The following is a 26970-nucleotide window of genomic DNA, read 5'->3' as shown; positions in this document are numbered from 1 at the left end:
GTGGTACCGCGGTGGGCCGTCGGCATCGACGAGCGGCCCGTCGTCCTCGCGGCGACCACGACGACCCAGGAGCCCGCACCGACATGGCGTACCCCCTGCACCGACCGACCGACGGCACCGGCCCCGCGGTCCCCGCCTCTCCCGACCTGCCCGCCCTCGAGAAGGACGTGCTGGCCTACTGGGAGGCTGACGGCACCTTCCGCGCCTCGATCGAGCAGCGGCCCGCCGGTGAGCACGGCTCGAACGAGTTCGTGTTCTACGACGGCCCCCCGTTCGCCAACGGCCTGCCGCACTACGGGCACCTGCTGACGGGCTACGCGAAGGACGTCGTCGGGCGCTACCAGACCCAGCGCGGCCACCGCGTCGAGCGCCGCTTCGGCTGGGACACCCACGGGCTGCCCGCCGAGCTCGAGGCCGAGCGGGTGCTCGGCATCACCGACAAGTCGCAGATCGACGAGATGGGCATCGCCCAGTTCAACGACGCGTGCCGCACCTCGGTGCTGCGCTACACGCGCGAGTGGCAGGAGTACGTCACCCGCCAGGCGCGCTGGGTCGACTTCGAGAACGACTACAAGACGCTCGACCTGACCTACATGGAGTCGGTCGTGTGGGCGTTCAAGCAGCTCTACGACAAGGGCCTCGCGTACGAGGGCTACCGCGTGCTGCCGTACTGCTGGCGCGACGAGACGCCGCTGTCCAACCACGAGCTGCGCATGGACGACGACGTCTACCAGTCGCGCCAGGACCCCGCGCTGACGGTCGGGGTGCGCCTGGAGACCGGTGAGCTCGCGCTCGTGTGGACCACCACGCCGTGGACGCTGCCGAGCAACCTCGCGATCGCGGTGGGCCCCGAGATCGAGTACGTCGTGGTCGAGCCCGCCGAGGGCCCGCTCGCGGGTGAGCGCGTCGTGCTGGCCGCCTCGCGCCTCCCGGCGTACGCCCGCGAGCTCGGCGAGGACCCGAAGGTCGTCGCACGCGTTCCGGGCGCCGAGCTGGCCGGCCGGTCCTACGCGCCGCCGTTCCCGTACTTCGAGGGCCACGAGAACGCCCACCGGGTGCTGGTCGCGGACTTCGTCACGACCGAGGACGGCACCGGCCTGGTGCACCTCGCGCCCGCGTTCGGCGAGGACGACATGGCCGTGTGCGACGCCGCGGGCATCAGCCCGGTCGTGCCCGTCGACTCCAAGGGCCGCTTCACGTCGGCCGTGCCCGACTACGCGGGCCAGCAGGTCTTCGACGCGAACCCCAAGGTGATCGCCGACCTCAAGGCGGGCGAGGGTGCGCTGTCCCTGGTCCCGGGCGAGCGCCGACCGGTGGTCGTGCGCCACGAGACCTACCAGCACTCCTACCCGCACTGCTGGCGCTGCCGGAACCCGCTGATCTACAAGGCCGTGTCGAGCTGGTTCGTGCGCGTCACGGACTTCCGCGACCGCATGGTCGAGCTCAACGACGAGATCCGCTGGGTGCCCGAGCACATCAAGGACGGCCAGTTCGGCAAGTGGCTCGCGGGCGCCCGCGACTGGTCCATCTCCCGCAACCGCTACTGGGGCACGCCCATCCCCGTGTGGACGAGCGACGACCCGGCCTACCCGCGGATCGACGTGTACGGCTCGGTCGCCGAGCTCGAGGCCGACTTCGGCGTCGAGGTCACCGACCTGCACCGCCCGTTCATCGACGAGCTCACGCGCCCCAACCCGGACGACCCCACGGGCCGTTCGACCATGCGGCGCATCCCCGACGTGCTCGACGTGTGGTTCGACTCGGGCTCGATGCCGTTCGCGCAGGTGCACTACCCGTTCGAGAACGCGGACTGGTTCGAGCACCACTACCCGGGCGACTTCATCACCGAGTACATCGGGCAGACGCGCGGCTGGTTCTACACGCTGCACGTGCTCGCGACGGCCCTGTTCGACCGGCCCGCGTTCCGCACGTCCGTGTCGCACGGCATCGTGCTGGGCTCCGACGGTCGCAAGATGAGCAAGTCGCTGCGCAACTACCCGGACGTCGCCGAGGTCTTCGACCGCGACGGCTCGGACGCGATGCGCTGGTTCCTCATGGCGAGCCCGATCCTGCGCGGGGGCAACCTCGTCGTCACCGAGGAGGGCATCAGGGAGAACGTCCGTCAGGTCATGCTCCCGCTGTGGAGCACCTGGTACTTCTTCACGCTCTACGCCGGGGCGGCCAACGAGGGGGCGGGTCTGACCGCGCGGCGGGTGAACGCCGCCGACCACGCGTCGGGCGACCTCGCGACCATGGACCGCTACCTGCTGGCCCGCACCCGCACCCTCGTCGAGGCCGTCTCCGCACAGCTCGACGCGTACGACGTGCCGGGGGCGTGCGAGAGCGTCCGCGAGTACCTCGACGTGCTGACCAACTGGTACGTGCGCACGTCGCGTGACCGGTTCTGGCAGGAGGACGCCGCGGCGTTCGACACGTTGTGGACGGCCCTCGAGATGCTCACGCGCGTCATGGCGCCGCTCGCCCCGCTGCTCAGCGAGGAGGTGTGGCGCGGCCTGACCGGTGGGCGCAGCGTGCACCTCACGGACTGGCCCGACCTGTCCCCGGGCACGCCCGACGACGAGGCGCTCGCGGCCGACGACGCGCTCGTGGCGGCGGTGGACCGGGTGCGCGAGATCGTCTCGGTGACGCTCGGGCTGCGCAAGGCCCAGTCGCTGCGGGTGCGTCAGCCGCTGCGTGCGCTGCGCGTGGTGCTGCCCGACCCCAGCCAGGTCGAGGACTTCGTCGACCTGGTCGCGGCCGAGCTCAACGTCAAGGGCGTGGTGCTCCAGTCGCTCGACGACGCGGCCGCCGGTGCGGTCGGGGTACGCACCCAGCTCACTGTCAACGCACGGGCCGCCGGCCCGCGCCTGGGCCGCGGCGTGCAGGACGCGATCCGCGCCGCCAAGGCGGGGGACTGGTCGACCGACGCGCAGGGGCGGGTCGTGGTGCACACCGCCGCGGGCGACGTGCCGCTCGAGGAGAGCGAGTACGAGACGAGCACTGTCGTCGAGGCGGGCGAGGGCGACCTGACCGCCGCTGTGCTGCCCGGTGGCGGCTTCGTCGTGCTCGACCTGGCGCTCGACGAGGAGCTGCGCGCCGAGGGCTACGCCCGTGACGTGGTCCGTGCCGTGCAGGACGCCCGCAAGGCGGCCGACCTGCAGGTGACCGACCGCATCCTGCTCACGCTCACCGTGCCCGAGGACCGCCTCGAGTGGGTGCGCACGCACCGGGACGCGGTCGCCGGCGAGACGCTCGCGTCCGAGCTGACTCTCGAACCGTCGTCCGACGGCGAGCTCGGTGTCCGGGTCGTGCGCGCATGACCGGCCAGGGAGGTGCGGGGCACCTGCGTCGCGAGGCCGACGACTCCGCCCGACGTGCGGCGGACGAGGTGTACGCCGCGATCCTCGAGCGGGCGCCCGAGCACGACATCGACCCGACGCTCGACCGGGTCGCGGCCGTGTGCGACCTGCTGGGCGACCCGCAGCGCACGTTCCGTACGGTGCACATCACCGGGACCAACGGCAAGACCTCGACGGCACGCATGGTCGAGGCGCTGCTGCGCGAGCACGGCCTGCGCACGGGCCGGTTCACCAGCCCGCACCTGACGCGCGTCACCGAGCGCATCGCGATCGACGGCGAGCCGATCTCGGACGAGCGGTTCGTCGAGGTGTGGCAGGACGTCGCCCCGTACGTTCACATGGTCGACACGGCAGCTCTCGCGGAGGGCAAGCCGCGGCTGAGCTTCTTCGAGGTGTTCACGGTCATGGCGTTCGCGGCGTTCGCGGACGCCCCGATCGACGTCGCGGTGGTCGAGGTCGGGCTGGGTGGCCGGTGGGACGCGACGAACGTCGTCGACGGCGAGGTCGCGATCCTCACCCCCGTGGCGCTCGACCACGAGCGCTATCTCGGGAGCACCCTCGTCGAGATCGCGAGCGAGAAGGCCGGCATCATCAAGGACGGCGCGACGGTCGTGCTCGCGCCTCAGCACGACGACGTCGAGGGCGTCGTGCTCGCGGTCGCGGCCGAACGCGGCGCACGCGTGGTGCGGGACGGCGTCGACATCGACGTCGTGGACCGGCAGGTCGCCGTGGGCGGCCAGGTGCTCAGCCTGCGTGGGCTCGGCGGGGTCTACACCGAGGTCTTCCTGCCGCTGTACGGCGCGTACCAGGCGCACAACGCGCTGCTGGCGCTCGTCGCGGTCGAGGCCCTGGTCACGGGCGGGGCCGCGCTCGACGGTGGCGTGGTCGAGGCCGCGTTCGGGTCGGTGACCTCACCCGGGCGGCTCGAGGTCGTGCGCACGAGCCCGACGATCCTGGTCGACGGCGCGCACAACCCGGCCGGCGCCGAGGCGCTCACGGGCGCCGTCGAGGAGGCCTTCGACTTCACCACGCTCGTGGGCGTCGTGGGCGTGATGGCGGACAAGGACCCCGAGAACATCCTCGCGGCCCTCGAACCGCTGCTCGCCGAGGTCGTGATCACGCGGGCGTCGTCGTCCCGCGCGCTCGACGTGGCGGACCTCGCCGAGGTCGCCGTGGACGTGTTCGGCGAGGACCGCGTGCACGTCGCGGACCGGCTCGACGCGGCGATCGACATGGCCGCGGGGCGGGCCGAGGCGCTCGAGGAGTACGGCTCGGGCGTCCTGGTCACGGGGTCGATCCTGCTCGTCGCCGAGGCGCGGGTCCTGCTCGGGCGGCCCTGAGCCGCGGGGCGGGAGCCCCCGCTTGACGACCCGGTGCGGTACCGGGAGTGTGAGGTGATGTGGCGCCGGTGCCGCACCCGCGCAGTCCGGTGCCGCACCGGTGTCCTGCGCGGGCCGAAGGGAAGCTCACGATGAAGAAGCTGATCAACGACCCTCAGACCGTCGTCGCCGAGTCGCTCGCTGGTTTCGGTCTGGCGCACGCCGACGTGGTGGAGGTGCACACCGACCCGCTGTACGTCACGCGGGCCGGGGGCGTGGTGCCGGGCAAGGTGGGTCTCGTGAGCGGCGGGGGCAGCGGCCACGAGCCGCTGCACGCCGGTTTCGTGGGGGTCGGCATGCTCGACGCGGCGGTCCCCGGTCCGGTGTTCACCTCGCCCACGCCCGACCAGATCGCCCCGGCGCTCGCCGCCGCGGACGCGGGTGCGGGGGTCGTGGCGATCGTGAAGAACTACACCGGCGACGTGCTGAACTTCGAGACGGCGGCCGAGCTGGCCGACGCCGACGGGCTGCGGGTACGCACGGTGCTGGTCAACGACGACGTCGCGGTCGAGGACTCGCTGTACACCGCGGGCCGCCGCGGGGTCGCGGGCACCGTCGCGGTCGAGAAGATCGCGGGCGCGGCCGCGGCGCGCGGCGACGGCCTCGAGCAGGTCGTGGCGGTCGCCGAGCGGGTCGTGGCGAACGTGCGCTCGATGGGGGTCGCGCTCACCGCGTGCACGGTGCCGCACTCGGGACGGCCGAGCTTCGACCTGCCCGAGGACGAGATCGAGATCGGCATCGGCATCCACGGCGAGCCGGGGCGCCGGCGCGTCCCGCTGGCGGGTGCCGACGAGATCACCGAGATGCTTCTCGCTCCCGTGGCCGACGACCTCGGGCTCGCGGCGGGTGAGAAGGTGCTGCTCCTGGTCAACGGCATGGGTGGTACCCCGGCCTCGGAGCTGTACGTCGTCTATGGTCAGGCCCGCAGGCTGCTCGAGGACCGGGGGGTCGCGGTGGTTCGTTCGCTCGTCGGGAACTACGTGACCTCGCTCGAGATGCAGGGGGCGTCGGTCACCGTGCTCCGGTTGGACGAGGAGCTGACGGCCCTGTGGGACGCCCCGGTGCACACCACCGCGCTGCGTTGGTGAGCACGCCTGCACGATCGCCGAACGAGGAGCTGGAGCATGACCCTGGACGTGACGTGGGCCATCGCGTGGGTACGCGGCACGGCCGCGACCGTGGCCGAGCACCGCGACGAGCTCGTCGAGCTCGACCGGCAGATCGGCGACGGTGACCACGGCGAGAACATGATGCGGGGCTTCACCGCGGTGCTGGCCCGGCTCGACGCGCTCGACGAGCCGCCCACCGAGGTGGGGGACGTGCTCAAGCTCGTCGCCACCACGCTGATGTCCACCGTCGGGGGCGCGGCGGGTCCGCTCTACGGCACGGCGTACCTGCGCGCGGCGAAGGCCACGGGCGTCCGCGAGCTCGACAGCGCGGGGGTCGTCGCGCTGCTCGAGGGGGCGCTCGAGGGCATCGTCGTGCGCGGCAAGTCGACCACGGGGGAGAAGACCATGGTCGACGCGTGGTCGCCGGCCGTCGAGGCCGCGGTCGCCGCCGCGGACGCGGGGGCGGGACCGGCCGAGGTGCTCGAGGCCGCGGCCGACGCGGCGGCACGCGGCTCGGACGCGACCATCCCGATGGTCGCCACCAAGGGGCGGGCGAGCTACCTGGGCGAGAGGTCGGCCGGGCACCGTGACCCGGGGGCCGAGTCGAGCGCGTTGATCCTGCGCGAAGCGGCCCGGGCCGCGCAGTGACCGCCGGGGTCGGCGGCGGCGCGCGGGTCGCGCTCGTCCTCGTCTCTCACTCGAACCTGCTCGCCCAGGGCGCTGTCGAGCTGGCGGCGCAGATGGCTCCCGGCGTGGAGCTGCTGGCCGCCGGGGGAGCGCCTGCGGGCGGGCTGGGCACGAGCTTCGAGGCGATCGAGCAGGCCCTCGAGCAGGCCACGTCCGAGGGGCGCTCGGCCGTCGTGCTGACGGATTTGGGCTCGGCGGTGCTCACGACCGAGTCGGTGCTCGAGATGCTCGACACCGACGTGGCGGAGCGGGTCCGGCTCGCGGACGCCCCGTTCGTCGAGGGTGCGGTCGCGGCGGCGGTCGAGGCGCACGGCGGCGCGGACCTCGCCGCGGTGCTGGCCGCTGCGGAGCGTGCGGCGTCGACGTTCGCGGGGGCGCCGGCCGTTCCCGCGGGAGCGGCCGGCGGCGCCGCCGGGTCCCAGGCCGCTGCGGACCAGGGTCTCGAGGCGGTCGTGACCCTGCGCAACCCGCTCGGCCTGCACGCCCGACCCGCCGCTGTGCTCGCGCGCCTGGTCGCGGGGCTCGACGCCGACGTGACGATCGACGGGGTCAACGCGGCGAGCGTGCTCGAGCTCATGAAGCTCGGGGCGACGGGCGGCCAGACGCTCACGGTCCGTGCGAGCGGCGCGGCGGCGCGCGAGGCGCTCGACGCGGTCGTCGCACAGGTCGAGGGGGGATTCGGGGAGGTCTGAGCCGCCCGCGGACACGCGTGGACACAAGTTGCACTCCGTGCAATATTTCTCACCGTGCACTGTCTGCCGGCCGAGTCCGGCCTTCGTGAGCGCAAGAAGCGCGCGCGCCGTGAGGCGCTCGTCGACGCGACGCACCGCCTGGTCGCGGAGCACGGCCTCGACGGCGTCACGGTCGAGGCGATCTGCGCCGACGTCGGGGTCTCGACGCGGACGTTCTTCAACTACTTCGAGTCGAAGGACGACGCCGTGCTCGGCATCGGGCCGTGGGAGATCGACCCCGACGCAGCCGAGACGTTCGCGACGGGCGGCCCCACGGGTGAGCTCCTGGCCGACCTGCAGGTCCTGGCCGGACACGTCCTGGCGCACCCCACGCTCGGGCACGAGCGCATGTCCACCGTGCTCGAGCTCACGCACCGCGAACCCCGCCTGCTCCAGCGCCACATGACGTGGATGGACCAGCACCGCAGCGCCGTCGAGGAGCTGGTCGTCCGACGGCAGCAGCACACGGGCGCACCGGGGCGGGGCGCCGACGTCGTGGCGATGCTGCTCCTGCTCCTGGCGCACGGCTCGTGCGTCCGGCGCGAGGCCGCGCACGGCGAGGGGAGCACGACCGACCACCTCGCCGGGTTCGTCGACGACCTGCGCCACGTCCTGGGGACCGCGACCAGCTGACGGTCCGCCCACCTCTTTCTTCACCGCACCGACACCACCACCGGGGGACCCCATGACCACAGCGGCACCACCGACGACGGCGAACGACAAGCCGCTCGTCGTGCTCACCCAGCGCACCGTCTGGCTCATCTTCGGCGCGCTCCTGGCGAGCATGTTCCTGTCCTCGCTCGACCAGTCGATCGTGGGCACCGCGATGCCCACGATCGTGGGCGAGCTCAACGGCGTCGAGCACCAGGGCTGGGTCGTGACGGCCTACATCCTGGCGATCGCGATCGTCATGCCGCTGTACGGCAAGTTCGGCGACCTGTGGGGCCGGCGCTGGCCGTTCCTCGTGGCGATCGGGCTGTTCACGATCGCCTCGGCCGGGGCCGGCTTCGCGGGCTCGTTCGGCGAGCTCGTGTTCTGGCGCGGCGTGCAGGGCCTGGGCGGCGGTGGCCTGATGATCCTGTCGCAGGCGATCATCGCGGACATCGTGCCGGCGAAGGAGCGCGGCAAGTACATGGGCCCGATGGGTGCGCTGTTCGGCATCGCCGCTGTGCTCGGCCCGCTGCTGGGCGGGGTGTTCACCGACCACGCCGACTGGCGCTGGTGCTTCTGGATCAACATCCCGATCGGCATCGCGGCGTTCGTCACGGCGTGGTTCACGCTCAAGCTCCCGAGCCACCGCTCAGGCCGCACGATCGACTGGTGGGGCATCGTCCTCATCGTCGTGGCGACCTCGAGCCTGGTGCTCGTGACCGCGTGGGAGAGCTGGAGCGGGAAGCAGGGTTACGACTGGGGCGACCCGCTGCTGCTCGGGCTGGTGACCGCCACCGTCGTCGGGGCTGTGCTCTTCGTGCTCGTCGAGCGCACAGCCGAGGAGCCGCTGCTCCCGCTGCACCTGTTCCGCAACCCCACGTTCACGATCGCGACGGCGGTCGGTCTGATCATCGGCATGGGCATGTTCTCGGCGCTGGCGTTCCTGCCGACGTTCCTGCAGATGTCCACGGGCGCGGGTGTCACCGAGTCCGGGTTCCTCATGCTCCCGATGATGGTCGGCGTGATGTTCACAGCGATCGGCTCGGGCTTCGCGATCACCAAGACGGGCCGGTACCGCATCTACCCGATCGTCGGCATGGCGATCGCCACCGCCGGGCTGGTCTGGCTCACGCGCCTCACAGGCGACATGTCGATGGTGCTGTTCGGCGCGATGATCTTCGTGCTCGGCGCGGGCCTGGGCCTCGTCATGCAGACGATCGTGCTCGCGGTGCAGAACTCCGTGGACCCGCACGAGATCGGCACGGCGACGAGCGCGAACAACTTCTTCCGGGAGATCGGCGCGGCCGTGGGTGTCGCGCTCTTCAGCACGGTCTTCACGAGCCGCCTCACCGAGCGCCTCGAGGCCGTCATCCCGGCGGGCTCCGCGCCGGGCGGCGGCAGCGCGAGCCTGACGCCCGCGATCGTCGCTGAGCTGCCCGAGCCGTTGCACTCCGGGGTCGTCAACGCGTTCGCCGACGCGCTCGCCCCGGCGTTCTGGTACCTCGTGCCGCTCGTCCTGGTCGCGTTCGTCCTCACGCTGTTCCTGCGCGAGGTCAAGCTGTCCGACGAGGCCGGCATGGTCGCGCGTGGCGAGGCCGTGGCCGATCCCGGCACGAAGCCGCAGGCCGCCCCGGAGCCCGTCGCCGCGGGTCCGCTGCTCCCGGACACCGCCGGTAGCCTGGACCGATGAGCACCCCCGCGACGGCCGTGCGCCGCAAGCGTCCCGCGCGCCTGCAGTTCACCTCGACGATGCTGCTGCTCGAGGCGTTCCTGGTGCTGTTCGTGACGCTCGTGGCGCACGGCCTCGCGGTCGCCGACCCCGGGTCGGTGCCGCTCGGGGCGATCTGGGCGGTGGGCGGAGCCCTGATGCTCACCCTGATCGTGCTCTCGCGGCTCGTGGCGTGGCCCGGCGGCCTGGTCGCCGGCTCGGTGGCCCAGGTGCTCCTGGTCGCGACGGGGTTCGCGGTGCCGATGATGTTCGTCGTCGGCGCGATCTTCGTGGTCATGTGGGTCGTCGCGCTGCGGCTCGGCGGGCGCATCGACCGGGAGCGTGCGGAGTGGGTCGCGGCGCACCCCGAGGAGTACCCGGAGGGGTGAGACCGCTGTCCGCGCCGATAGGGTGCACGCCATGACTGACGCACAGCAGACCGAGCGCACCCTGATCCTCGTCAAGCCGGACGGCATCCGGCGCGGGCTCGCGGGGGAGGTGCTGCGACGGGTCGAGGCCAAGGGCTACCTGCTCGTCGCTGTCGATCTGCGCACGGCCACGACCGAGCTGCTCGAGGAGCACTACGCCGAGCACGCGGGCAAGCCGTTCTTCGACTCGCTCGTCGAGTTCATGGCCTCGGGGCCCGTGCTGGCCGTGGTCGCCGAGGGCAACCGCGTGATCGAGGGCTTCCGGGTCCTCGCGGGCACGACCGAGCCCACGACGGCCGCGCCCGGCTCGATCCGCGGCGACCTGGGCCGTGACTGGGGCCTGGGCGTGACGCACAACCTGGTGCACGGCTCGGACTCGCCCGAGTCGGCCGCCCGCGAGATCGCGCTCTGGTTCCCGGTCCTCTGACGTCCGGGTCGCCCGACCCCGGCGACCCGCGCCCCCCGGCGCACCCCCACGACCCGTCGTCCCGCCCGGGGCGGCGGGTCGTGCCGTGCCCGCGGCCTGTGGCGCCGGTCACCGCCTAGGCTCTACGCGTGCACCTCAAGACCCTCACCCTGCGGGGGTTCAAGTCGTTCGCCTCGGCGACGACGCTGAACTTCGAGCCGGGCGTCACCTGCGTCGTCGGACCGAACGGCTCGGGCAAGTCGAACGTCGTCGACGCGCTCGCCTGGGTCATGGGCGAGCAGGGTGCGAAGTCGCTGCGCGGCGGCAAGATGGAGGACGTCATCTTCGCGGGCACCACGGGCCGGGCCCCGCTGGGCCGCGCCGAGGTCTCGCTCACGATCGACAACTCCGACGGCGCGCTGCCGATCGAGTACTCCGAGGTCACGATCTCCCGGACGTTGTTCCGCAACGGTGGCTCGGAGTACGCGATCAACGGCCAGGGTTGCCGGCTTCTCGACATCCAGGACCTGCTCTCCGACTCGGGCCTGGGCCGCGAGATGCACGTCATCGTGGGGCAGGGCCAGCTCGACGCTGTGCTGCGCGCCACCCCCGAGGAGCGTCGCGGCTTCATCGAGGAGGCCGCGGGTGTCCTCAAGCACCGCAAGCGCAAGGAGAAGGCGCTGCGCAAGCTCGACGCGATGCAGGCCAACCTCACGCGCCTGGGCGACCTGACCAGCGAGATCCGCCGCCAGCTCGGTCCGCTGGGTCGTCAGGCCGAGGTGGCCCGCAAGGCGCAGGTGGTCCAGGCGGACCTGCGCGACTCGCGTGCGCGTCTGCTGGCCGACGACCTGGCCCAGCTTTCGGCCACGCTCGAGCAGGAGATCGCGGACGAGTCCGCGCTGCGTGCACGGCGCACCGAGGTCGAGGCGAGCCTCGCCGAGGCCCGCGGCCGGCTCGCGGCGCTCGAGCTCGCGGCCGCCGAGGCCGCACCGGCCCTGAGCGAGGCGAGCGACGTCTGGTACCGCCTGTCGTCGCTGCGCGAGCGGCTGCGCGGCACCGCGACGCTCGCGGGGGAGCGGGTGCGCCTGCTGGGCACGGCCGCCCCCGAGCGCGGCACAGGGGCCGACCCCGACGACCTCGCGGCGCAGGCCGAGCGCGTGCGTGCAGCCGAGGCCGAGCTGGCCGCGGAGGTCGAGCTCGCCCGCGCTGCCCTCGACGGGGCCGTGACGCAGCGGCAGGAGGCCGAGGCCGCTGCCTCGGCCGCCGAGAAGCACCTGGCGACCGCGCTCCGCGGCGCCGCGGACCGCCGCGAAGGGCTGGCACGGCTCGCCGGTCAGGTCGGGGCCCGCCGCAGCCGCCTCGAGGCCACGGAGGCCGAGATCGGGCGGCTGCGCGAGACCCTCGCCGAGGCCGAGCGCCGCGGGCAGCAGGCGTCGACCGAGTTCGCCGCCCTCGAGACGCAGGTCGCAGGCGTGGAGCAGGGCGAGGAAGGCCTCGACGCCGAGCACGAGCAGGCCGCCGAGGCGGTCGAGGTGGCCGACGCGCGCGTCGCGGAGCTGACCGACGTCGTGACCCAGGCCGAGCGCGAGCGCAGCACGCTCGAGTCCCGCATCGAGACCCTCGAGCTGAGCCTGACCCGCAAGGACGGCGCGGGAGCCCTGCTCGCCGCCGACTCGCTGCCCGGCACCATCGGTTCGCTCGCGGCGCTGCTGAGCGTCGCGCCGGCCGACGAGGACGCGATCGTCGCGGCCCTGGGCCACCTGGCCGACGCCGTGGCCGTCGAGTCGGTCGACGCGGCTGTCGACGCGATCCGGTTCCTGCGCACCGAGGACGCGGGACGCTCGACGCTCGTCGTCGCGGCACCCGCGGGACGCACCGACCGACCGGCCGACCTGCCCACGGGCGCCGTGCCCGCTCTCGACCTGGTCGAGGCCCCGGCCGCCGTGCGAGGTGCGGTCGAGACCGTGCTGCGGGACGTGGTCGTGGTCGACGACCTGGCCGCTGCCCGGGCGCTCGTCGCCCGCCGGCCCGAGCTCGTGGTCGCCACGCGCACGGGCGACGTGCTCGCCAGCCACCACGCGTCGGGCGGCTCGGCGACCGCACCCAGCGCGCTGCACCTGCAGTCGGCCCTCGACCAGGCGCGCGCGGGCGCGACCGAGGCGACCGCCCGGGCCGAACGGGCCAGGTTCGAGCTGACCGGCGCGCGCGAGGCCCAGCAGGAGGCACGCACCCGGTACGAGGACACCCTCGAGCGGCTGAACCAGTCGGACGCGGCGCTGGCCGCGGTCGCCGAGCAGCTCGGGCACCTGGGGGCCACCGCCCGCGCCGCACGGGCCGAGGCCGACCGGGTCCGGGCGAGCCTCGAGGCCGCGACGACGACGCTCGCGGCGAGCACCACCGAGCTCGCGGAGCTGACGGAGCGCCTCGCCGCGGCCGAGCAGGAGCCGGCCGAGAACGAGGCGACCATCGCGGCAGGCACCACCGAGCGCGACCGGTGCACCGAGGCGGCGGCGGGTGCCCGTTCACGCGAGACCGAGGCGCGGCTGACGCTGCGCACGAGCGAGGAGCGCGCCCGGGCCCTGTCGGGGCGCGCCGAGTCGCTCGAGCGTGCGGCCCGCACGGAGCGTGCCGCCCGGGAGAAGGCCGCCGAGCGCGAGCGCGCGCGGACCCGGCAGTCGCGCATCGCCGACGCCGTGCGCGACGGCGCCCAGCAGACGCTCGCGACGCTCGAGGTCTCGCTGCACCGGGCGACCGGTGAGCGGGAGGCCGCCGAGGCGGCCCGCACCGAGCGGGAGGCCGCGCTGAGCCAGGTGCGGTCCGAGGTCGAGACCCGCACGCGCGAGCTCGCCGAGCTCACCGACGTCGCGCACCGCGACGAGGTGGCCCGGGCCCAGCAGCTTCTGCGCATCGAGCAGCTGCAGACGCGGGCCGTCGAGGACCTCGGGCTCGACCCCGAGGTGCTGCTCGAGGAGTTCGGGCCGCACCGCGCGGTGCCGGTCGTCCCGGTGCCGGGCACCGCGCCCGTCGAGGGTGCGCCGACCGAGGTCCCGTACGTCCGCGAGCAGCAGGAGAAGCGGCTGCGGTCGGCCGAGCGCTCGCTCGCCCTGCTGGGGCGCGTCAACCCGCTCGCGCTCGAGGAGTTCGCCGCGCTCGAGGAGCGCCACCAGTTCCTCGTCGAGCAGCTCGCCGACCTGAAGAAGTCCCGGGCCGACCTGCTCGAGATCGTGCGGGAGATCGACGAGCGCGTCGAGCAGGTGTTCGCCGAGGCGTACCGGGACACGGCCGAGCAGTTCGACCGGGTCTTCCCACGGCTCTTCCCGGGAGGCGAGGGCCGGCTCGTGCTGACCGAGCCGGGCAACATGCTCACGACCGGCATCGAGGTCGAGGCGCGCCCGGCGGGCAAGAAGGTCAAGCGTCTGTCGCTGCTCTCGGGCGGTGAGCGCTCGCTCACGGCGGTGGCCCTGCTGGTCGCCATCTTCAAGGCCCGGCCGAGCCCGTTCTACGTCATGGACGAGGTCGAGGCCGCGCTCGACGACGCGAACCTGGGTCGGCTGCTCGAGCTCTTCACCGAGCTCCAGGAGGACTCGCAGCTCATCGTCGTGACGCACCAGAAGCGCACGATGGAGATCGCCGATGCGCTCTACGGCGTGACGATGCGCGGTGACGGTGTGACGACGGTCATCAGCCAGCGCATGCGTGAGGACGCTTCGGCCTGAGCCCCTCCGGTCGGATCTGCTGCCGCAGGGCAGCGGCCCTGGGGCGCACGTGTGAATGTTGTGTGGGGGTTGCCGCCTCCCGCCTACCCCGGGGGACGTGGGCCGAAAGGCCCACGGATACTGGCGTGATGATCGCTGTCGTCGTGTGGACCATCGTCGCGCTCGTCTCCGGGGCCGGTGTGCTGCTCGTCGCGAGCGTCGCCACGGGTGAACGGGGCGCCGACGGGGACCAGGACCGCGACCTGCGCGCCGGTCTCGCCGAGCTGCGCCGCAGCGTGACAGGCCTGGCGACCCTGCGGCGGCGGCCCCCCGAGGAGGCCGAGGCGCTGCGGGCCGCCTCCGAGCCGGTCGACGTGCGACTCGAGGAGTTCCTGCGCGTCGCCGCCGTCGAGGACGACGGCTACCTGCAGGCCGACGAGCTCACCGACACGCTCTCCCGCGCCCGCGAGAAGGCTGCGCGCTCGGTCCCGCGGATCGGCCGCCGCTCGGCGTGAGACCCCGGCCGACAGCACGCGCCGTCGGCCGGCGTCGCGCGCGCGCGGGCCGGGTGCCTCGCGTCCTGGGCGAATGCTGAGAGACTGACCGCGTGGACAACGACACCCTGACCGCGCTCCTCGTCGGCGTGCCCTCGATCATCGCCGTCGCGACCGCCGCCGTGCTGGTCGGACGCCGTCGCGGCACGAGCACCGACGCGCACCCGACCACGACCGAGCCCGCGCGCCCCGCCCCGACCGAGGCCCCGGCGTCCGCGTCGGCACCGACCACCGCTCCGGCGCCCGGCACCGACGCGCCGGTGGCAGCGCCCCCGGTCGAGGTCGAGGAGCCCGAAGGGGCGCAGGCGGCGCCGCCGCTCGAGGTGCCCGCCCCCACCGCCGGGCGTCTCGCGCGTCTGCGCGACCGCCTCTCGCGCTCGGGCTCGCCGCTCGGCACCCGGCTGCTCGCGGTCCTCTCGCGCGACCACCTCACCGAGGACGACTGGGACGAGCTCGAGGAGACCCTGCTGCTGGCCGACGTCGGCGCGGGCCCCTCGGCCGAGCTCATCGACGCGCTGCGCACCCAGGTGCGCGTGCAGGGCGTGCGCGAGCCCGAGCAGGTGCGGGCGCTGCTGCGCGAGCAGCTCGTCGCGCTCGTGGACCCGGACCTCGACCGGTCGCTCGCCACGACCCCCGTGCCGCGCGCCGGCGACGAGGGTGGCCAGGTGCCCGCGGTCGTGCTCGTCGTCGGGGTCAACGGGACGGGCAAGACCACCACGGTCGGCAAGCTCGCCCGCGTGCTGGTCGCTGACGGGCGCACAGTCGTCCTGGGCGCCGCTGACACGTTCCGCGCGGCCGCGGCCGACCAGCTCGAGACGTGGGGGTCGCGCGTCGGGGTGCCGACTGTGCGCTCCGACCGGGACGGTGCCGACCCGGCGGCGGTCGCGTTCGACGCGGTCCGCACCGGCGTGCGCGACGGTCTCGACGTCGTCCTCGTCGACACGGCGGGCCGGCTGCAGAACAAGGCCGGGCTCATGGACGAGCTCGGCAAGATCACCCGCGTCATCACGCGCGAGGCGCCGCTGTCCGAGGTCCTCCTGGTGCTCGACGCCACCACGGGCCAGAACGGGCTCAACCAGGCCCGGGTCTTCGCCGAGGTCGCGGGCGTCACGGGCATCGTGCTGACCAAGCTCGACGGCACCGCGAAGGGTGGCATCGTGATCGCGGTGCAGCGCGAGCTCGGCGTCCCGGTCAAGCTCATCGGCCTGGGGGAGGGCCCCGACGACCTGGCACCCTTCGACGCCGAGGCGTTCGTCGACGGTCTGCTCGGCGGCTGAGACCCGGTCCTCGTTCCTGGGCGTCCGTCCAGCCCGAAACCGAACGTTTACCTCCGCGCCCCCTCTGTCACATCGTCGTAACAGTCTCCGCTCACCCGCGAAACGACGGTCGCCGACAGTGGGACTCGACCGGCCGTCCGGCTGGCGAGGGGAGAGGCGATCCACATGGAATTCCAGCTGGACACCGGCAACACCGCATGGTTGCTGACGTCCGCGGCTCTGGTGCTGCTGATGACGCCTGGACTGGCGTTCTTCTACGGCGGCATGGTCCGCGTCAAGTCCGTCCTCAACATGATGATGATGAGCTTCGGTGCGATCGCCGTCGTGGCCGTCGTCTGGGTGCTGTGGGGCTACTCCGCCACGTTCGGCACGGATGTCGGCGGCGTCATCGGCAACCCGTTCGACTTCTTCGGCCTGAGCGGCCTCACGGACGACCAGAGCCTGCTCGCCGGCTCGGGCGTCCCGGCGCTCGTCGCGGTCGGCTTCCAGGCGACCTTCGCCATCATCACCGTCGCCCTCATCTCGGGTGCCATCGCGGACCGCACGCGGTTCGGCTCCTGGCTGCTCTTCGCGGGCGTCTGGGTCACCCTCGTCTACTTCCCCATGGCGCACATGGTCTGGGGCGGCGGCATCCTCGGCGGCGGTGAGAACGGCATCGCAGCCGCGCTGTTCGGCAGCACCGACGGGGTCGCGAACGTGACACCGATCGACTTCGCCGGTGGCACCGTGGTGCACATCAACGCCGGTATCGCGGGCCTCGCGCTCGCGCTGATCCTCGGCAAGCGCAAGGGCTTCGGCAAGGAGCCGATGCGTCCGCACAACCTGCCGTTCGTGATGCTCGGCGCGGCCCTGCTGTGGTTCGGCTGGTTCGGCTTCAACGCGGGCTCGGCCGGTGCGGCCGACGGCGTCGCGGGCCTGGCCTGGCTCAACACGACGGTCGCGACCGCCGGTGCCATCATCGGCTGGCTCGTCACGGAGAAGATCCGCGACGGGCACGCCACCTCGCTGGGTGCCGCCTCGGGCGTCGTCGCGGGCCTCGTGGCCATCACGCCCGCCGCTGCGGCGCTGAGCCCGATCGGCTCGATCGTCCTCGGCCTGGTCGCCGGTGCGCTCTGCGCCCTCGCGGTCGGCCTGAAGTACAAGCTGGGCTACGACGACTCGCTCGACGTCGTCGGCGTGCACCTCGTCGGCGGCCTCGTCGGCACCGTCTCGATCGGCTTCCTCGGCACCGAGACGGGTCTGTTCTACGGTGGCGGCTTCGACCAGCTCGTCCTGCAGGTCATCATCGCCCTGTTCGCCGTCGTCTTCTCCTTCATCCTCACGTTCATCATCGGCACGGTCATCAAGTCGACGATCGGGTTCCGGGTGAGCGAGGAGGTCGAGGTCGGCGGGATCGACCTCGCCGTCCACGGCGAGACCGCGTACGAGTCCATCGGTGCCCGAGTCGTGACGGAGGTGAAGTGATGACCAAGCTCATCACCGCAGTGATCCAGCCCCACCGGCTGGACGACGTGAAGTCGGCCCTCGAGGCCGCCGGGGTCCGCGGGCTCACGGTCAGCGAGTCGAGCGGCTACGGCCGCCAGCGTGGCCACACCGAGGTCTACCGGGGGGCCGAGTACACGGTCGACCTGGTCCCCAAGGTGCGGATCGACGTGCTGGTCGCGGACGAGGACGCCCCGGGGATCACCGAGGTCGTCATCCAGGCCGCCCAGACCGGGAAGATCGGTGACGGCAAGGTGTGGATCACGAACGTCGAGGACGTGGCCCGGGTCCGCACCGGCGAGCACGGCGAAGACGCTCTCTGAGCAGGACGGTCGATCACAGCACATGACACACGAACGGCCGCCCGCAGGGGGCGCGGCCGGGAACGGGTCGCCCGAGGCCCCGCACCCCTCGCACGGGGTGCGGGGCCTCCGGGTTGAGAGGCTCGATCTCGCAGCGAGCCTGACCGGTCCCGGGCACGAGGGCACCACACGTCGGCGAGCGATCGTCGACCTCGTCCACCAGCGCCTCGCGGAGCTGTGGGAGGACGCGACCGGCGGCACAACGACGGGCATCGCGCTCGGCGCCGTCGGCAGCATCGGACGCGGCGACGCGAGCCCGATGAGCGACCTCGACCTGCTGCTGGTGCACGAGGGGCGGGGCCGGTCGACCGAGGAGGTCGCCGCCCTGGCCCAGCGCCTGTGGTACCCGATCTGGGACGCGGGGCTCGACCTGGACCACGCGGTCCGCTCGGTCGCGCAGTGCCGCCAGGTGGCCTCGCGCGACCTGCCGGCCGCGGTGGGGCTGCTCGACCTGCAGCCGGTCGCGGGCGACCCGCTGGTGGTGCACCACGCGCAGTCCGCGCTGCTCGCCGACTGGCGCTCGGCCGCGCGGCGCCGGCTGCCCGAGCTGCTGGCCACGACCCGGCAGCGTGCCGAGCGGCACGGCGAGCTCGCCTACCTGATCGAGCCCGACCTCAAGGAGGCCCGGGGCGGGATCCGGGACGCTGTCGTGCTCTCGGCGCTGGCGGCCACCTGGCTCACGGACCGTCCGCACGGGGCCGTCGACAAGGCGTACGCGCACCTGCTCGACGTGCGCGACGCGCTCCAGGTCGTGACGCGCCGGCACACCAACCGGCTGCTGCTGGCCGACCAGGACGAGGTCGCCGCCCTCGCGGGCTTCAACGACCGCGACGACCTGCTCGCGAGCCTCGCCGAGTCGGGACGGATCATCTCGTACGCGCTCGACACGACGGTGCGCAACGCCCGCCAGGCGCTCCAGCGCCCCGCCGTGCGCAAGCCCGTGCTGGTGCGCGGACGGCGCACGGCGCCGAGGCTGCGGGCCGTGGGCGAGGGCCTGGTCGAGCACGACGGCGAGATCGTGCTCGCGGTCGACGCGCGCCCCGCCGAGGACGCGCTGCTGTCGCTGCGGGCGGCCGCCACCGCTGCCCGCACCGGCCTGACGCTCTCGCCCGTGACCGTCGCGAGCCTCATGCAGACCCCGCCGCTCGAGACCCCCTGGCCGCGTGCGGCCCGCACGTCGCTGCTCCAGCTGCTCGGCTCGGGCCACGCGCAGGTGCCCGTGTGGGAGGCCCTGGACCTCTCGGGCGTCGTGACGACCTGGATCCCGGAGTGGGCGGCGGTGCGCAACCGGCCCCAGCGCTCACCCATCCACCGGCACACCGTCGACCGTCACCTGGTGGAGACGGTGGCCCTCGCGAGCCGCGACCGCCGTGCCGTGGCGCGCGGGGACGTGCTGCTGCTCGCCGCGCTGCTGCACGACATCGGCAAACGGCCCGGGGCGGGGGACCACTCGCTCGAGGGGGCGCGGCTCGCCGGCCCGATCGTGACCCGGATGGGTTTCGACGCCCACGACGCGGCCGACGTCGCACGGCTGGTCCGCCACCACCTCACGCTCGCCGAGCTGGCGACGACGGCCGACCCGGACGACCCCGCGACCGTGCGCACGCTGCTCGAGGCCGTGGACGGCAGGCTCGACGTGCTCGAGGTGCTGCGCGCCCTCACCGAGGCCGACGCGACCGCCGCGGGACCTGCGACGTGGACCGCGTGGCGGGCCCGGCTCGTCGACGACCTGACCACGCGGGCGGCAGGTACGCTGGGACGTCCGTGATCCCGAGAAGAGCGTGAGGATCCAGCGGTGTTCGCCACCCTGTCCGACCGACTGACGTCGACCTTCAAGAACCTCCGTACCAAGGGGCGCCTGTCCGAGGCGGACATCGACGCCACCGTGCGTGAGATCCGCCGAGCCCTGCTCGACGCGGACGTCGCCGTGCCCGTGGTGCGCCAGTTCACCGCGGCGGTGCGCGAGCGTGCGCTCTCGGTCGAGGTCTCGGGCGCCCTGAACCCGGCCCAGCAGGTCGTCAAGATCGTCAACGACGAGCTCGTGGCGATCCTGGGTGGCGAGAACCGCCCGCTGCGGCTCGCGAAGAACCCGCCGACCGTGATCATGCTGGCTGGCCTGCAGGGTGCGGGCAAGACCACGCTCGCGGGCAAGCTCGCGCTGCACCTGCGCGAGCAGGGGCACACGCCGCTGCTCGTCGCGGCGGACCTGCAGCGCCCCAACGCCGTGACCCAGCTCCAGGTCGTCGGCGAGCGTGCCGGTGTCCCGGTGTTCGCCCCGCACCCCGGCAACCAGGGCCACGGCGATGTCGACCCCGGCTTCGGCGACCCGGTGGGCGTGGCCCGCGAGGGTCTGGCCGCCGCGCACGCGCGTCAGCACGACGTGCTGATCGTCGACACCGCGGGCCGTCTCGGCGTCGACAGCGAGCTCATGGCGCAGGCCGCGGACATCCGCGACGCCGTGCAGCCCGACGAGATCTTGTTCGTGATCGACGCGATGATCGGCCAGGACGCGGTCGCGACCGCGCAGGCCTTCGCCGACGGCGTCGACTTCACCGGCGTGGTGCTCTCGAAGCTCGACGGCGACGCGCGTGGCGGTGCCGCGCTGTCGGTCGCCTCGGTCACCGGGCGCCCGATCATGTACGCCTCCACCGGTGAGAAGCTCACCGACTTCGAGGTGTTCCACCCCGACCGGATGGCCTCGCGCATCCTCGACATGGGTGACGTGCTCACCCTCATCGAGCAGGCCGAGAAGGCGTTCGACGCCGACCAGGCCGAGGCGATGGCCGGCAAGATCGCGAGCGGCGAGGACTTCACGCTCGAGGACTTCCTGCAGCAGATGCAGGCCATGAAGAACATGGGCTCGATGAAGAAGATGCTCGGCATGCTGCCGGGCATGGGTCAGATGCGTGAGGCCCTGGACAACTTCGACGAGCGCGAGGTCGACCGGATCGAGGCGATCATCCGCTCGATGACGCCCGCCGAGCGCCGCACGCCCAAGATCATCAACGGCTCGCGCCGCGCGCGGATCGCGGCCGGCTCGGGCACGAACCCGAGCGACGTCAACCAGCTGCTCGACCGTTTCGCGGGCGCGCAGAAGATGATGAAGCAGATGGCCCGCGGTGGCGGCATGGGCATGCCCGGCATGGGCAACCTGCCCGGCATGGGCGGCAAGAAGTCGCGCGGCAAGGTCGCCGCCCCGCAGCGCAAGGCCAAGGCCAAGTCGGGCAACCCGGCCAAGCGCGCCGAGCAGGAGCGGGCGGCGGCCGACCGGGCCGCGGGCGTGGCCCCGCGGGCGGCGCAGGGCTCGGCCTTCGGGCTCGGTGCCGCGAAGGAGCCGGACGCCGTCGACCCGGCCTCGCTCGACCTGGGCACGCTGGGCAAGTTCCTCGGTCGCTGACGTGGGCGTCGCGGGTGCGCGGGTGCTGCACCTGCGGGGCACGCTCGTGCTGGACGACGAGCGCGAGGTCGGCGACGCGTGGGTCGTGGGCGGGCGGCTGACGTTCGAGCGACCGCGGACGGCGACGGACGTCGAGGTTCTCGAGGGCTGGGCCCTGCCCGGCCTGGTCGACGTGCACTGCCACATCGGCCTCGGTCCGGACGGCGCGGTCGACCGCACCACGGCGCGCGCCCAGGCGGTCGCCGACCGTGACTCGGGCGTGCTGCTCGTGCGCGACGCAGGGTCGCCCGCCGACACCGCCTGGGTGCACGACGAGCCCGACCTGCCCAGGCTGCTGCGGGCGGGCCACCACCTCGCGCTTCCCAAGCGCTACCTGCGCCACTACGGCCGCGAGCTCGACGACGTCGGCGAGCTGCCCCGTGCCGTGGCGCAGGAGGCCGCGCGCGGCGACGGGTGGGTCAAGCTGGTCGCCGACTGGATCGACCGGGACCTGGGGCCCGAGGGCGACCTGCGGCCGCTGTGGCCTGCGGACGTGCTGGTCGAGGCGGTCGCCGCGGCGCACGACGCGGGAGCCAGGGTCACAGCGCACACGTTCTCGACCGAGGCCCTCGACCCCCTGCTCGACGCGGGCGTGGACTGCCTCGAGCACGCGACAGGTGCGAGCGCGGCCCAGATCGAACGGATCGCCGCCGCCGGGGTGCCGGTGACGGCCACCCTGCTTCAGGTCGCGCAGTTCGAGGCGATCGCCCGCCGGGCGGACGCGCGCTACCCGCGGTACGCGGCCCGCATGCGCGCCATGCACGCGCGACGCCACGAGCACGTGCGCGACCTGCACGACGCGGGGGTCCGGCTGCTCGTGGGCACCGACGCGGGCGGCACGATCGGGCACGGCAGGATCGCCGACGAGGCCGCCGAGCTGGTCCGCGCCGGGATCCCGGCGCGCGAGGTCGTGGCGGCCGCGAGCTGGCGCACCCGGGAGTGGCTCGGTGCCCCCGGGCCGGCCGAGGGCGACCAGCCGGATCTCGTGGTCTACCCGGCAGACCCCCGGCAGGACGTCGGGGTGCTCGCAGCACCGTCCGCGGTCGTGCTGCGCGGCACCAGGGTTCGCTGAGCCCGCACGGTTGGGCTGCGGCCCGGCATCTGGCAGAATGCCGTCTGTACTCGGTGCGTCTGGCCCCTCTACCCGGGCGTGACCGTGTCCTTCCGGCCTGACCCGTCCGCTCAACCCCACGAGCAATGGACCCGTCGGGCCACCACAGCAGAAACCAGGAGAGACCACACTGTGGCCACCAAGATCCGTCTGAAGCGTTTCGGCAAGATCCGGGCGCCGTACTACCGCATCGTCGTCGCGGACTCGCGCACCAAGCGCGACGGTCGTGTCATCGAGGAGATCGGCAAGTACCACCCCACCGAGGAGCCCTCGCTCATCGACATCACGTCGGAGCGGGCGCAGTACTGGCTCGGTGTCGGCGCGCAGCCGACCGAGCAGGTCCTCGCGCTCCTGAAGATCACGGGTGACTGGCAGAAGTTCAAGGGCCTCCCGGGCGCCGAGGGCACGCTGCGCACCAAGGCCGTCCCGGCCGAGGGTGACGTGAAGTCGGCCGTCGAGGCCGTCGCGCTCGAGGCCGAGAAGGCCAAGGCCAAGGCGTCCGAGAAGAAGGCTGCCGCGAAGGCCGCCGAGGCTGCCGCGCCTGCCGCGTCCGAGGACGAGCAGGCCTGATGCTCGACGACGCGCTCGAGCACCTGGTGCGGGGCATCGTCGACCACCCGGACGACGTGCAGGTGAGCACGAAGTCGCTGCGTCGCGGTGAGCTGCTCGAGGTCCGGGTCCACCCGGACGACCTCGGGCGTGTCATCGGCCGCGGCGGGCGCACGGCGCGCGCGCTGCGCACCGTCGTCGGGGCACTCTCTGCCGACGGCCCGGTCCGGGTCGACGTCGTGGACGTCGACCGCCGCTGACCTCACCGTCAGCATCCCGGCCGTCGAGCGAGTACTGAGGCCCGGTCCCCGTAACCTGGGGGCCGGGCCTTCGCTCTGCTCCGGACCGTCCGTCCCGAGCCGCGCCGCACCCCCAGCACCGACCCCCAGAACCACCCGGATCGAGAGGACCTCATGCAGCTGACCGTCGCACGCATCGGCCGAGCCCACGGCCTGCGGGGTGAGGTGGCGCTCGACCTGCGCACCGACACCCCCGAGGACAGGCTCGCCGTCGGCACCGTGCTCCAGACCGTCCCCGCGAGCGCGGGACCGCTGACGGTCGAGCGCACGCGCGTGCAGCAGGGTCGCTGGCACGTGGCGTTCGCCGAGGTCGGCGGCCGAGACGCCGCCGAGGCGCTGCGCGGCGTGGAGCTCGTCGTCGAGTCCGACGCGAGCGACGAAGAGGACGCCTGGTACCCGCACGAGCTGGCCGGCCTGCGCGCCGAGCACGTCGACGGCCGGGTCCTCGGCGAGATCGTCGGGCTCGAGCACCTGCCCGCGCACGACATGCTGGTGCTGCGCGAGCCCACCGGCGAACGCACCCTCGTGCCGTTCGTCCGGGCGATCGTGCCGGTCGTGGACGTCCCGGGCGGCCGCGTCGTGCTCGACCCGCCGGGCGGCCTGCTCGCGTCGGACGCCGAGAACCTCGTGGTGAGCGACGAGACGTCGGGACCTGCCGCGACGGGCGACGAGGACTGACGTGCGCATCGACGTCGTCTCGATCTTCCCCGACTACCTCGCGCCGCTCGAGCTCTCGCTCGTCGGCAAGGCGCGCACGTCGGGCATCCTGTCGTTGCACGTGCACGACCTGCGGGACTGGACCACCGACCGGCACCGCACGGTCGACGACACCCCGTTCGGCGGCGGCGCCGGGATGGTCATGCGGCCCGACGTGTGGGGCACGGCGCTCGACGACGTGCTGCAGGACGGCGCGCACCTGCTCGTGCCGACCCCGTCGGGGACCCCGCTCACGCAGCGCACCGCCGAGGAGCTCGCGGGCGAGCAGCAGCTCGTGATCGCGTGCGGGCGGTACGAGGGCATCGACGCCCGCGTCGCCGAGCACTACCGGGGACATCCGGGGGTGCGCGTCTCCGAGTTCTCGATCGGCGACTACGTCCTCAACGGGGGAGAGGTCGCGGCCCTCGTGCTCATCGAGGCCGTGGCCCGGCTGCTGCCCGGTGTCGTGGGCAACCCGCACTCGCTGGTCGAGGAGTCGCACGGTGCCGCGGGGCTGCTCGAGTACCCCGTCTACACCAAGCCGCCGCAGTGGCAGGGGCACGACGTCCCCGAGGTGCTGCTGTCCGGCCACCACGGACGGATCGAGCGCTGGCGTCGGGACCAGGCCCTCGAGCGGACCGCCGCACGCCGACCCGACCTTGTCGAGCGCCTCGACCCCGACGCGCTCGACCGTCACGACCTCGTGGTGCTCGCCGCGCACGGATGGGTGCCCCAGGGTGGCCGGCTCGTGCGCGCGGTGGACGGCGCGCCCGAGGTCTGAGGCGCCGAGTCACCTGCCCGCCCCGGCTGTGGCAGACTGTTCCTCCGGTGCGCTCGGTCGCGTCTCTGCCACAGGGGAGGCGATCACGACCACTCCGGGTCCCGCGAGGGAGCCCCGGACGCACCGTTCATGAGCCATCGGGACGCCCGCCACGGCGGAGCGCCCTCGACGACGCACCTGACCTGTGGCAGGGCGAGGAAGTGACATCACATGCATACGCTCGACCAGCTCGACGCAGCATCGCTGCGCACCGACATCCCGGCCTTCCGCGCCGGGGACACCCTGAAGGTCAACGTCAAGGTCGTCGAAGGCACGCGCTCGCGCATCCAGGTCTTCCAGGGTGTCGTCATCGCCCGCCAGGGTGGCGGCGTTCGTGAGACCTTCACGGTCCGCAAGGTCAGCTTCGGCGTCGGCGTCGAGCGCACCTTCCCGGTGCACTCCCCGTCGATCGAGTCGATCGAGGTCATCACCCGTGGTGACGTGCGTCGCGCGAAGCTCTACTACCTGCGCGCGCTGCGCGGCAAGAAGGCCAAGATCAAGGAGAAGCGGGACGCGCCTGCCCCCAAGTGAGGCTCGCACCACCTGCATCGACGCACGTCCCGACGGGCGGGCACCGGTTCTCCGGTGGCCGCCCGTCGGCGTCGTAGGCGCTCCGGGCCGGGACGATCCGGCCAGGCGACGAGATAGGTGCGGCACCGGCGGGCGTGGCACAGTGTCCTGGTGACCTCTCAGCGCGCGCCCGAGCGCGGACCGACCGAACCCGGCGCGAGCGCCTCGCACGCCCGGCGACGCAGCGCCGGTGCGGCCTGGTTGCGCGAGACGGCGATCATCCTCGTCAGCGCGTTCGTCCTGTCGTTCCTCGTCAAGACGTTCCTGGTGCAGGCGTTCTTCATCCCGAGCGAGTCGATGGAGGACACGCTCGTGCGGGGCGACCGGGTGCTCGTCTCGAAGCTGACGCCGGGCCCGTTCGACCTGCACCGCGGCGACATCGTGGTGTTCAAGGACCCGGGCAGCTGGCTCGGCTCGACGGCCGACCAGGACCAGAGCGCCCTGGGCGAGGTGCTCTCGGACGCGCTCACCTGGGTCGGGCTGCTGCCCCAGGACGCCGGGCAGCACCTGATCAAGCGCCTCATCGGCCTCCCGGGCGACCGCGTCGCGTGCGAGGGGGCCGGGTCGCCGCTGACCGTCAACGGCGTCGCGATCGACGAGCCGTACCTGGCCGAGGGGGCGACGCCGTGCGACGCGGACCGTCCCTTCGACACGGTCGTCCCCGCAGGGCACGTGTGGGTCATGGGCGACAACCGGCAGGACTCGGCCGACTCGCGCTGGCACATGGGCGACCCCGGTGGCGGCGCGGTGCCGATGGACAACATCGTCGGGCTCACGTTCGTCAAGGTGTGGCCGCTCGACCGCGCCGGCGCGCTGCGCAACCCGTCCGACACGTTCGCCGAGGTGCCCGACCCGTCATGAGCCTGCTCGAGGACGTCGACCTGCTCGACGAGCCCGGCACCGCGACCCCGCGGCGCACGCGGGCGACGTCCGGCGGCACCGGTCGCCGCGCTCCTCACCTGCGTCACGAGCGCACGCTGCTGCGCGCGGGAGCACGTCTCGTGGCGGGCATGGACGAGGTGGGTCGGGGCTCGCTCGCCGGACCCGTGAGCGTGGGCGTCGTCGTCGTGGACGCCCGCACGCGGGCGTGCCCGCAGGGCGTCGCGGACTCCAAGCTGCTCACGGCGGCCCAGCGGACCGCGCTGCTGCCGGCCCTCGGTCGGTGGGGCCTCGCGCACGCGGTCGGGCACGCGAGCGCGGCCGAGATCGACGCCGTGGGCATCATCGCCGCGCTGCGGCTCGCGGGGACGCGCGCGCTGCAGGTCGTCGAGCGCGAGGTCGGCCCGGTCGACGCCGTGCTGCTCGACGGCTCGCACGACTGGCTGACACCGCCCGCGCAGGGCGAGCTGTTCGCCCCGGCGGTGCCGGAGCCCACGCTGACGGTCGCGCCCCAGGTCCACCTGCGGGTCAAGGCCGACATGACCTGCGCGTCGGTCGCGGCTGCGAGCGTGCTGGCGAAGTGCGAGCGCGACGCGATCATGGTCGCGTGGGCCGGGGAGCACCCCGCGTACGGGTGGGAGTCGAACAAGGGCTACGCCTCGAGCGACCACGTGGCCGCGCTGCGCGAGCACGGCCCGAGCCCCGTCCACCGGCGAAGCTGGCGGCTGCCGCTCGGCGACGTCATCGGGTGAACTCGGCGGTGGTCGGGGGTGGGCGCGCCG

At 73.3% G+C, this 26970-nt stretch carries 24 protein-coding genes; all 24 read left to right on the top strand.

Going from position 1 to position 26970, the window contains the following annotated elements; genetic code table 11:
* The first annotated feature begins 83 nt into the window (after nt 1–83).
* The gene (ileS, locus tag ACGIF2_RS05045) at nt 84–3320 is read left to right on the top strand and encodes an isoleucine--tRNA ligase (RefSeq protein ID WP_396044141.1); all 3237 of its coding nucleotides are present in this window, start codon (nt 84–86) and stop codon (nt 3318–3320) included.
* Complete coding sequence (locus ACGIF2_RS05040) at nt 3317–4699, top strand: bifunctional folylpolyglutamate synthase/dihydrofolate synthase (RefSeq protein ID WP_396044139.1); 1383 nt, start codon at nt 3317–3319, stop codon at nt 4697–4699. The genes ileS and ACGIF2_RS05040 overlap by 4 nt, the downstream gene beginning before the upstream one ends.
* A gap of 131 nt (nt 4700–4830) precedes the next feature.
* Nucleotides 4831–5826, top strand: coding sequence for a dihydroxyacetone kinase subunit DhaK (gene dhaK / locus ACGIF2_RS05035; protein WP_396044137.1), 996 nt, complete (start codon nt 4831–4833; stop codon nt 5824–5826).
* A 36-nt stretch (nt 5827–5862) separates the two neighbouring features.
* Nucleotides 5863–6495: a dihydroxyacetone kinase subunit DhaL gene (gene dhaL, locus ACGIF2_RS05030; RefSeq protein ID WP_396044135.1), complete on the top strand. Its 633-nt coding sequence runs from the start codon at nt 5863–5865 to the stop codon at nt 6493–6495.
* Nucleotides 6492–7226 (top strand): dihydroxyacetone kinase phosphoryl donor subunit DhaM, encoded by a 735-nt coding sequence (gene dhaM, locus ACGIF2_RS05025; protein WP_396044133.1) that lies wholly within the window; start codon nt 6492–6494, stop codon nt 7224–7226. The genes dhaL and dhaM overlap by 4 nt, the downstream gene beginning before the upstream one ends.
* 54 nt (nt 7227–7280) lie before the next feature.
* Complete coding sequence (locus ACGIF2_RS05020; RefSeq protein WP_396044130.1) at nt 7281–7898, top strand: TetR/AcrR family transcriptional regulator; 618 nt, start codon at nt 7281–7283, stop codon at nt 7896–7898.
* Nucleotides 7899–7950: 52 nt separating this feature from the next.
* Nucleotides 7951–9606, top strand: a complete 1656-nt coding sequence (locus tag ACGIF2_RS05015; RefSeq protein ID WP_396044127.1) for an MDR family MFS transporter — start codon at nt 7951–7953, stop codon at nt 9604–9606.
* Nucleotides 9603–10013 (top strand): DUF4233 domain-containing protein, encoded by a 411-nt coding sequence (locus tag ACGIF2_RS05010; RefSeq protein WP_396044125.1) that lies wholly within the window; start codon nt 9603–9605, stop codon nt 10011–10013. Before ACGIF2_RS05015 ends, ACGIF2_RS05010 begins: the two co-directional genes overlap by 4 nt.
* A 31-nt stretch (nt 10014–10044) precedes the next feature.
* On the top strand, nt 10045–10479 hold the full coding sequence (ndk, locus tag ACGIF2_RS05005; RefSeq protein ID WP_396044123.1) for a nucleoside-diphosphate kinase: 435 nt from the start codon (nt 10045–10047) through the stop codon (nt 10477–10479).
* 128 nt (nt 10480–10607) lie between these two features.
* On the top strand, nt 10608–14174 hold the full coding sequence (gene smc, locus ACGIF2_RS05000; protein ID WP_396044121.1) for a chromosome segregation protein SMC: 3567 nt from the start codon (nt 10608–10610) through the stop codon (nt 14172–14174).
* Nucleotides 14175–14302: 128 nt separating this feature from the next.
* The gene (locus ACGIF2_RS04995; protein ID WP_396044119.1) at nt 14303–14668 is read left to right on the top strand and encodes a hypothetical protein; all 366 of its coding nucleotides are present in this window, start codon (nt 14303–14305) and stop codon (nt 14666–14668) included.
* A gap of 92 nt (nt 14669–14760) precedes the next feature.
* Nucleotides 14761–15984 carry a signal recognition particle-docking protein FtsY gene (ftsY, locus tag ACGIF2_RS04990; RefSeq protein ID WP_396044117.1) on the top strand — a complete coding sequence of 408 codons (1224 nt, stop codon included), beginning with the start codon at nt 14761–14763 and terminating at the stop codon, nt 15982–15984.
* Between the two features lie 165 nt (nt 15985–16149).
* Entirely contained in the window at nt 16150–17448 is a 1299-nt protein-coding gene (locus ACGIF2_RS04985) for an ammonium transporter (RefSeq protein ID WP_396044115.1), read from the top strand.
* Nucleotides 17448–17789, top strand: coding sequence for a P-II family nitrogen regulator (locus ACGIF2_RS04980; protein WP_396044113.1), 342 nt, complete (start codon nt 17448–17450; stop codon nt 17787–17789). Before ACGIF2_RS04985 ends, ACGIF2_RS04980 begins: the two co-directional genes overlap by 1 nt.
* A gap of 22 nt (nt 17790–17811) precedes the next feature.
* Nucleotides 17812–19596 (top strand): [protein-PII] uridylyltransferase, encoded by a 1785-nt coding sequence (locus tag ACGIF2_RS04975; protein ID WP_396044111.1) that lies wholly within the window; start codon nt 17812–17814, stop codon nt 19594–19596.
* 27 nt (nt 19597–19623) lie between these two features.
* Entirely contained in the window at nt 19624–21225 is a 1602-nt protein-coding gene (gene ffh, locus ACGIF2_RS04970) for a signal recognition particle protein (protein WP_396044109.1), read from the top strand.
* Nucleotides 21226–21247: 22 nt separating this feature from the next.
* A complete protein-coding gene (locus ACGIF2_RS04965) occupies nt 21248–22336 on the top strand; it encodes an amidohydrolase family protein (protein WP_396044107.1) in 1089 nt (362 codons plus the stop codon).
* A gap of 171 nt (nt 22337–22507) precedes the next feature.
* On the top strand, nt 22508–22945 hold the full coding sequence (rpsP, locus tag ACGIF2_RS04960; RefSeq protein ID WP_396044105.1) for a 30S ribosomal protein S16: 438 nt from the start codon (nt 22508–22510) through the stop codon (nt 22943–22945).
* A complete protein-coding gene (locus ACGIF2_RS04955) occupies nt 22945–23184 on the top strand; it encodes an RNA-binding protein (RefSeq protein WP_066581989.1) in 240 nt (79 codons plus the stop codon). The genes rpsP and ACGIF2_RS04955 overlap by 1 nt, the downstream gene beginning before the upstream one ends.
* 153 nt (nt 23185–23337) lie before the next feature.
* On the top strand, nt 23338–23901 hold the full coding sequence (rimM, locus tag ACGIF2_RS04950; protein ID WP_396044103.1) for a ribosome maturation factor RimM: 564 nt from the start codon (nt 23338–23340) through the stop codon (nt 23899–23901).
* A gap of 1 nt (nt 23902) precedes the next feature.
* On the top strand, nt 23903–24700 hold the full coding sequence (gene trmD / locus ACGIF2_RS04945; RefSeq protein WP_396044101.1) for a tRNA (guanosine(37)-N1)-methyltransferase TrmD: 798 nt from the start codon (nt 23903–23905) through the stop codon (nt 24698–24700).
* Nucleotides 24701–24910: 210 nt separating this feature from the next.
* Entirely contained in the window at nt 24911–25270 is a 360-nt protein-coding gene (gene rplS, locus ACGIF2_RS04940) for a 50S ribosomal protein L19 (protein WP_396044099.1), read from the top strand.
* Nucleotides 25271–25420: 150 nt separating this feature from the next.
* On the top strand, nt 25421–26170 hold the full coding sequence (lepB, locus tag ACGIF2_RS04935) for a signal peptidase I (RefSeq protein WP_396044097.1): 750 nt from the start codon (nt 25421–25423) through the stop codon (nt 26168–26170).
* The gene (locus ACGIF2_RS04930; protein WP_396044094.1) at nt 26167–26940 is read left to right on the top strand and encodes a ribonuclease HII; all 774 of its coding nucleotides are present in this window, start codon (nt 26167–26169) and stop codon (nt 26938–26940) included. Before lepB ends, ACGIF2_RS04930 begins: the two co-directional genes overlap by 4 nt.
* Nucleotides 26941–26970: the final 30 nt, after the last annotated feature.

The sequence above is a fragment of the Cellulomonas sp. P22 genome (genome assembly GCF_044392165.1).
This window is presented reverse-complemented; position numbering and strand designations above follow the sequence as displayed.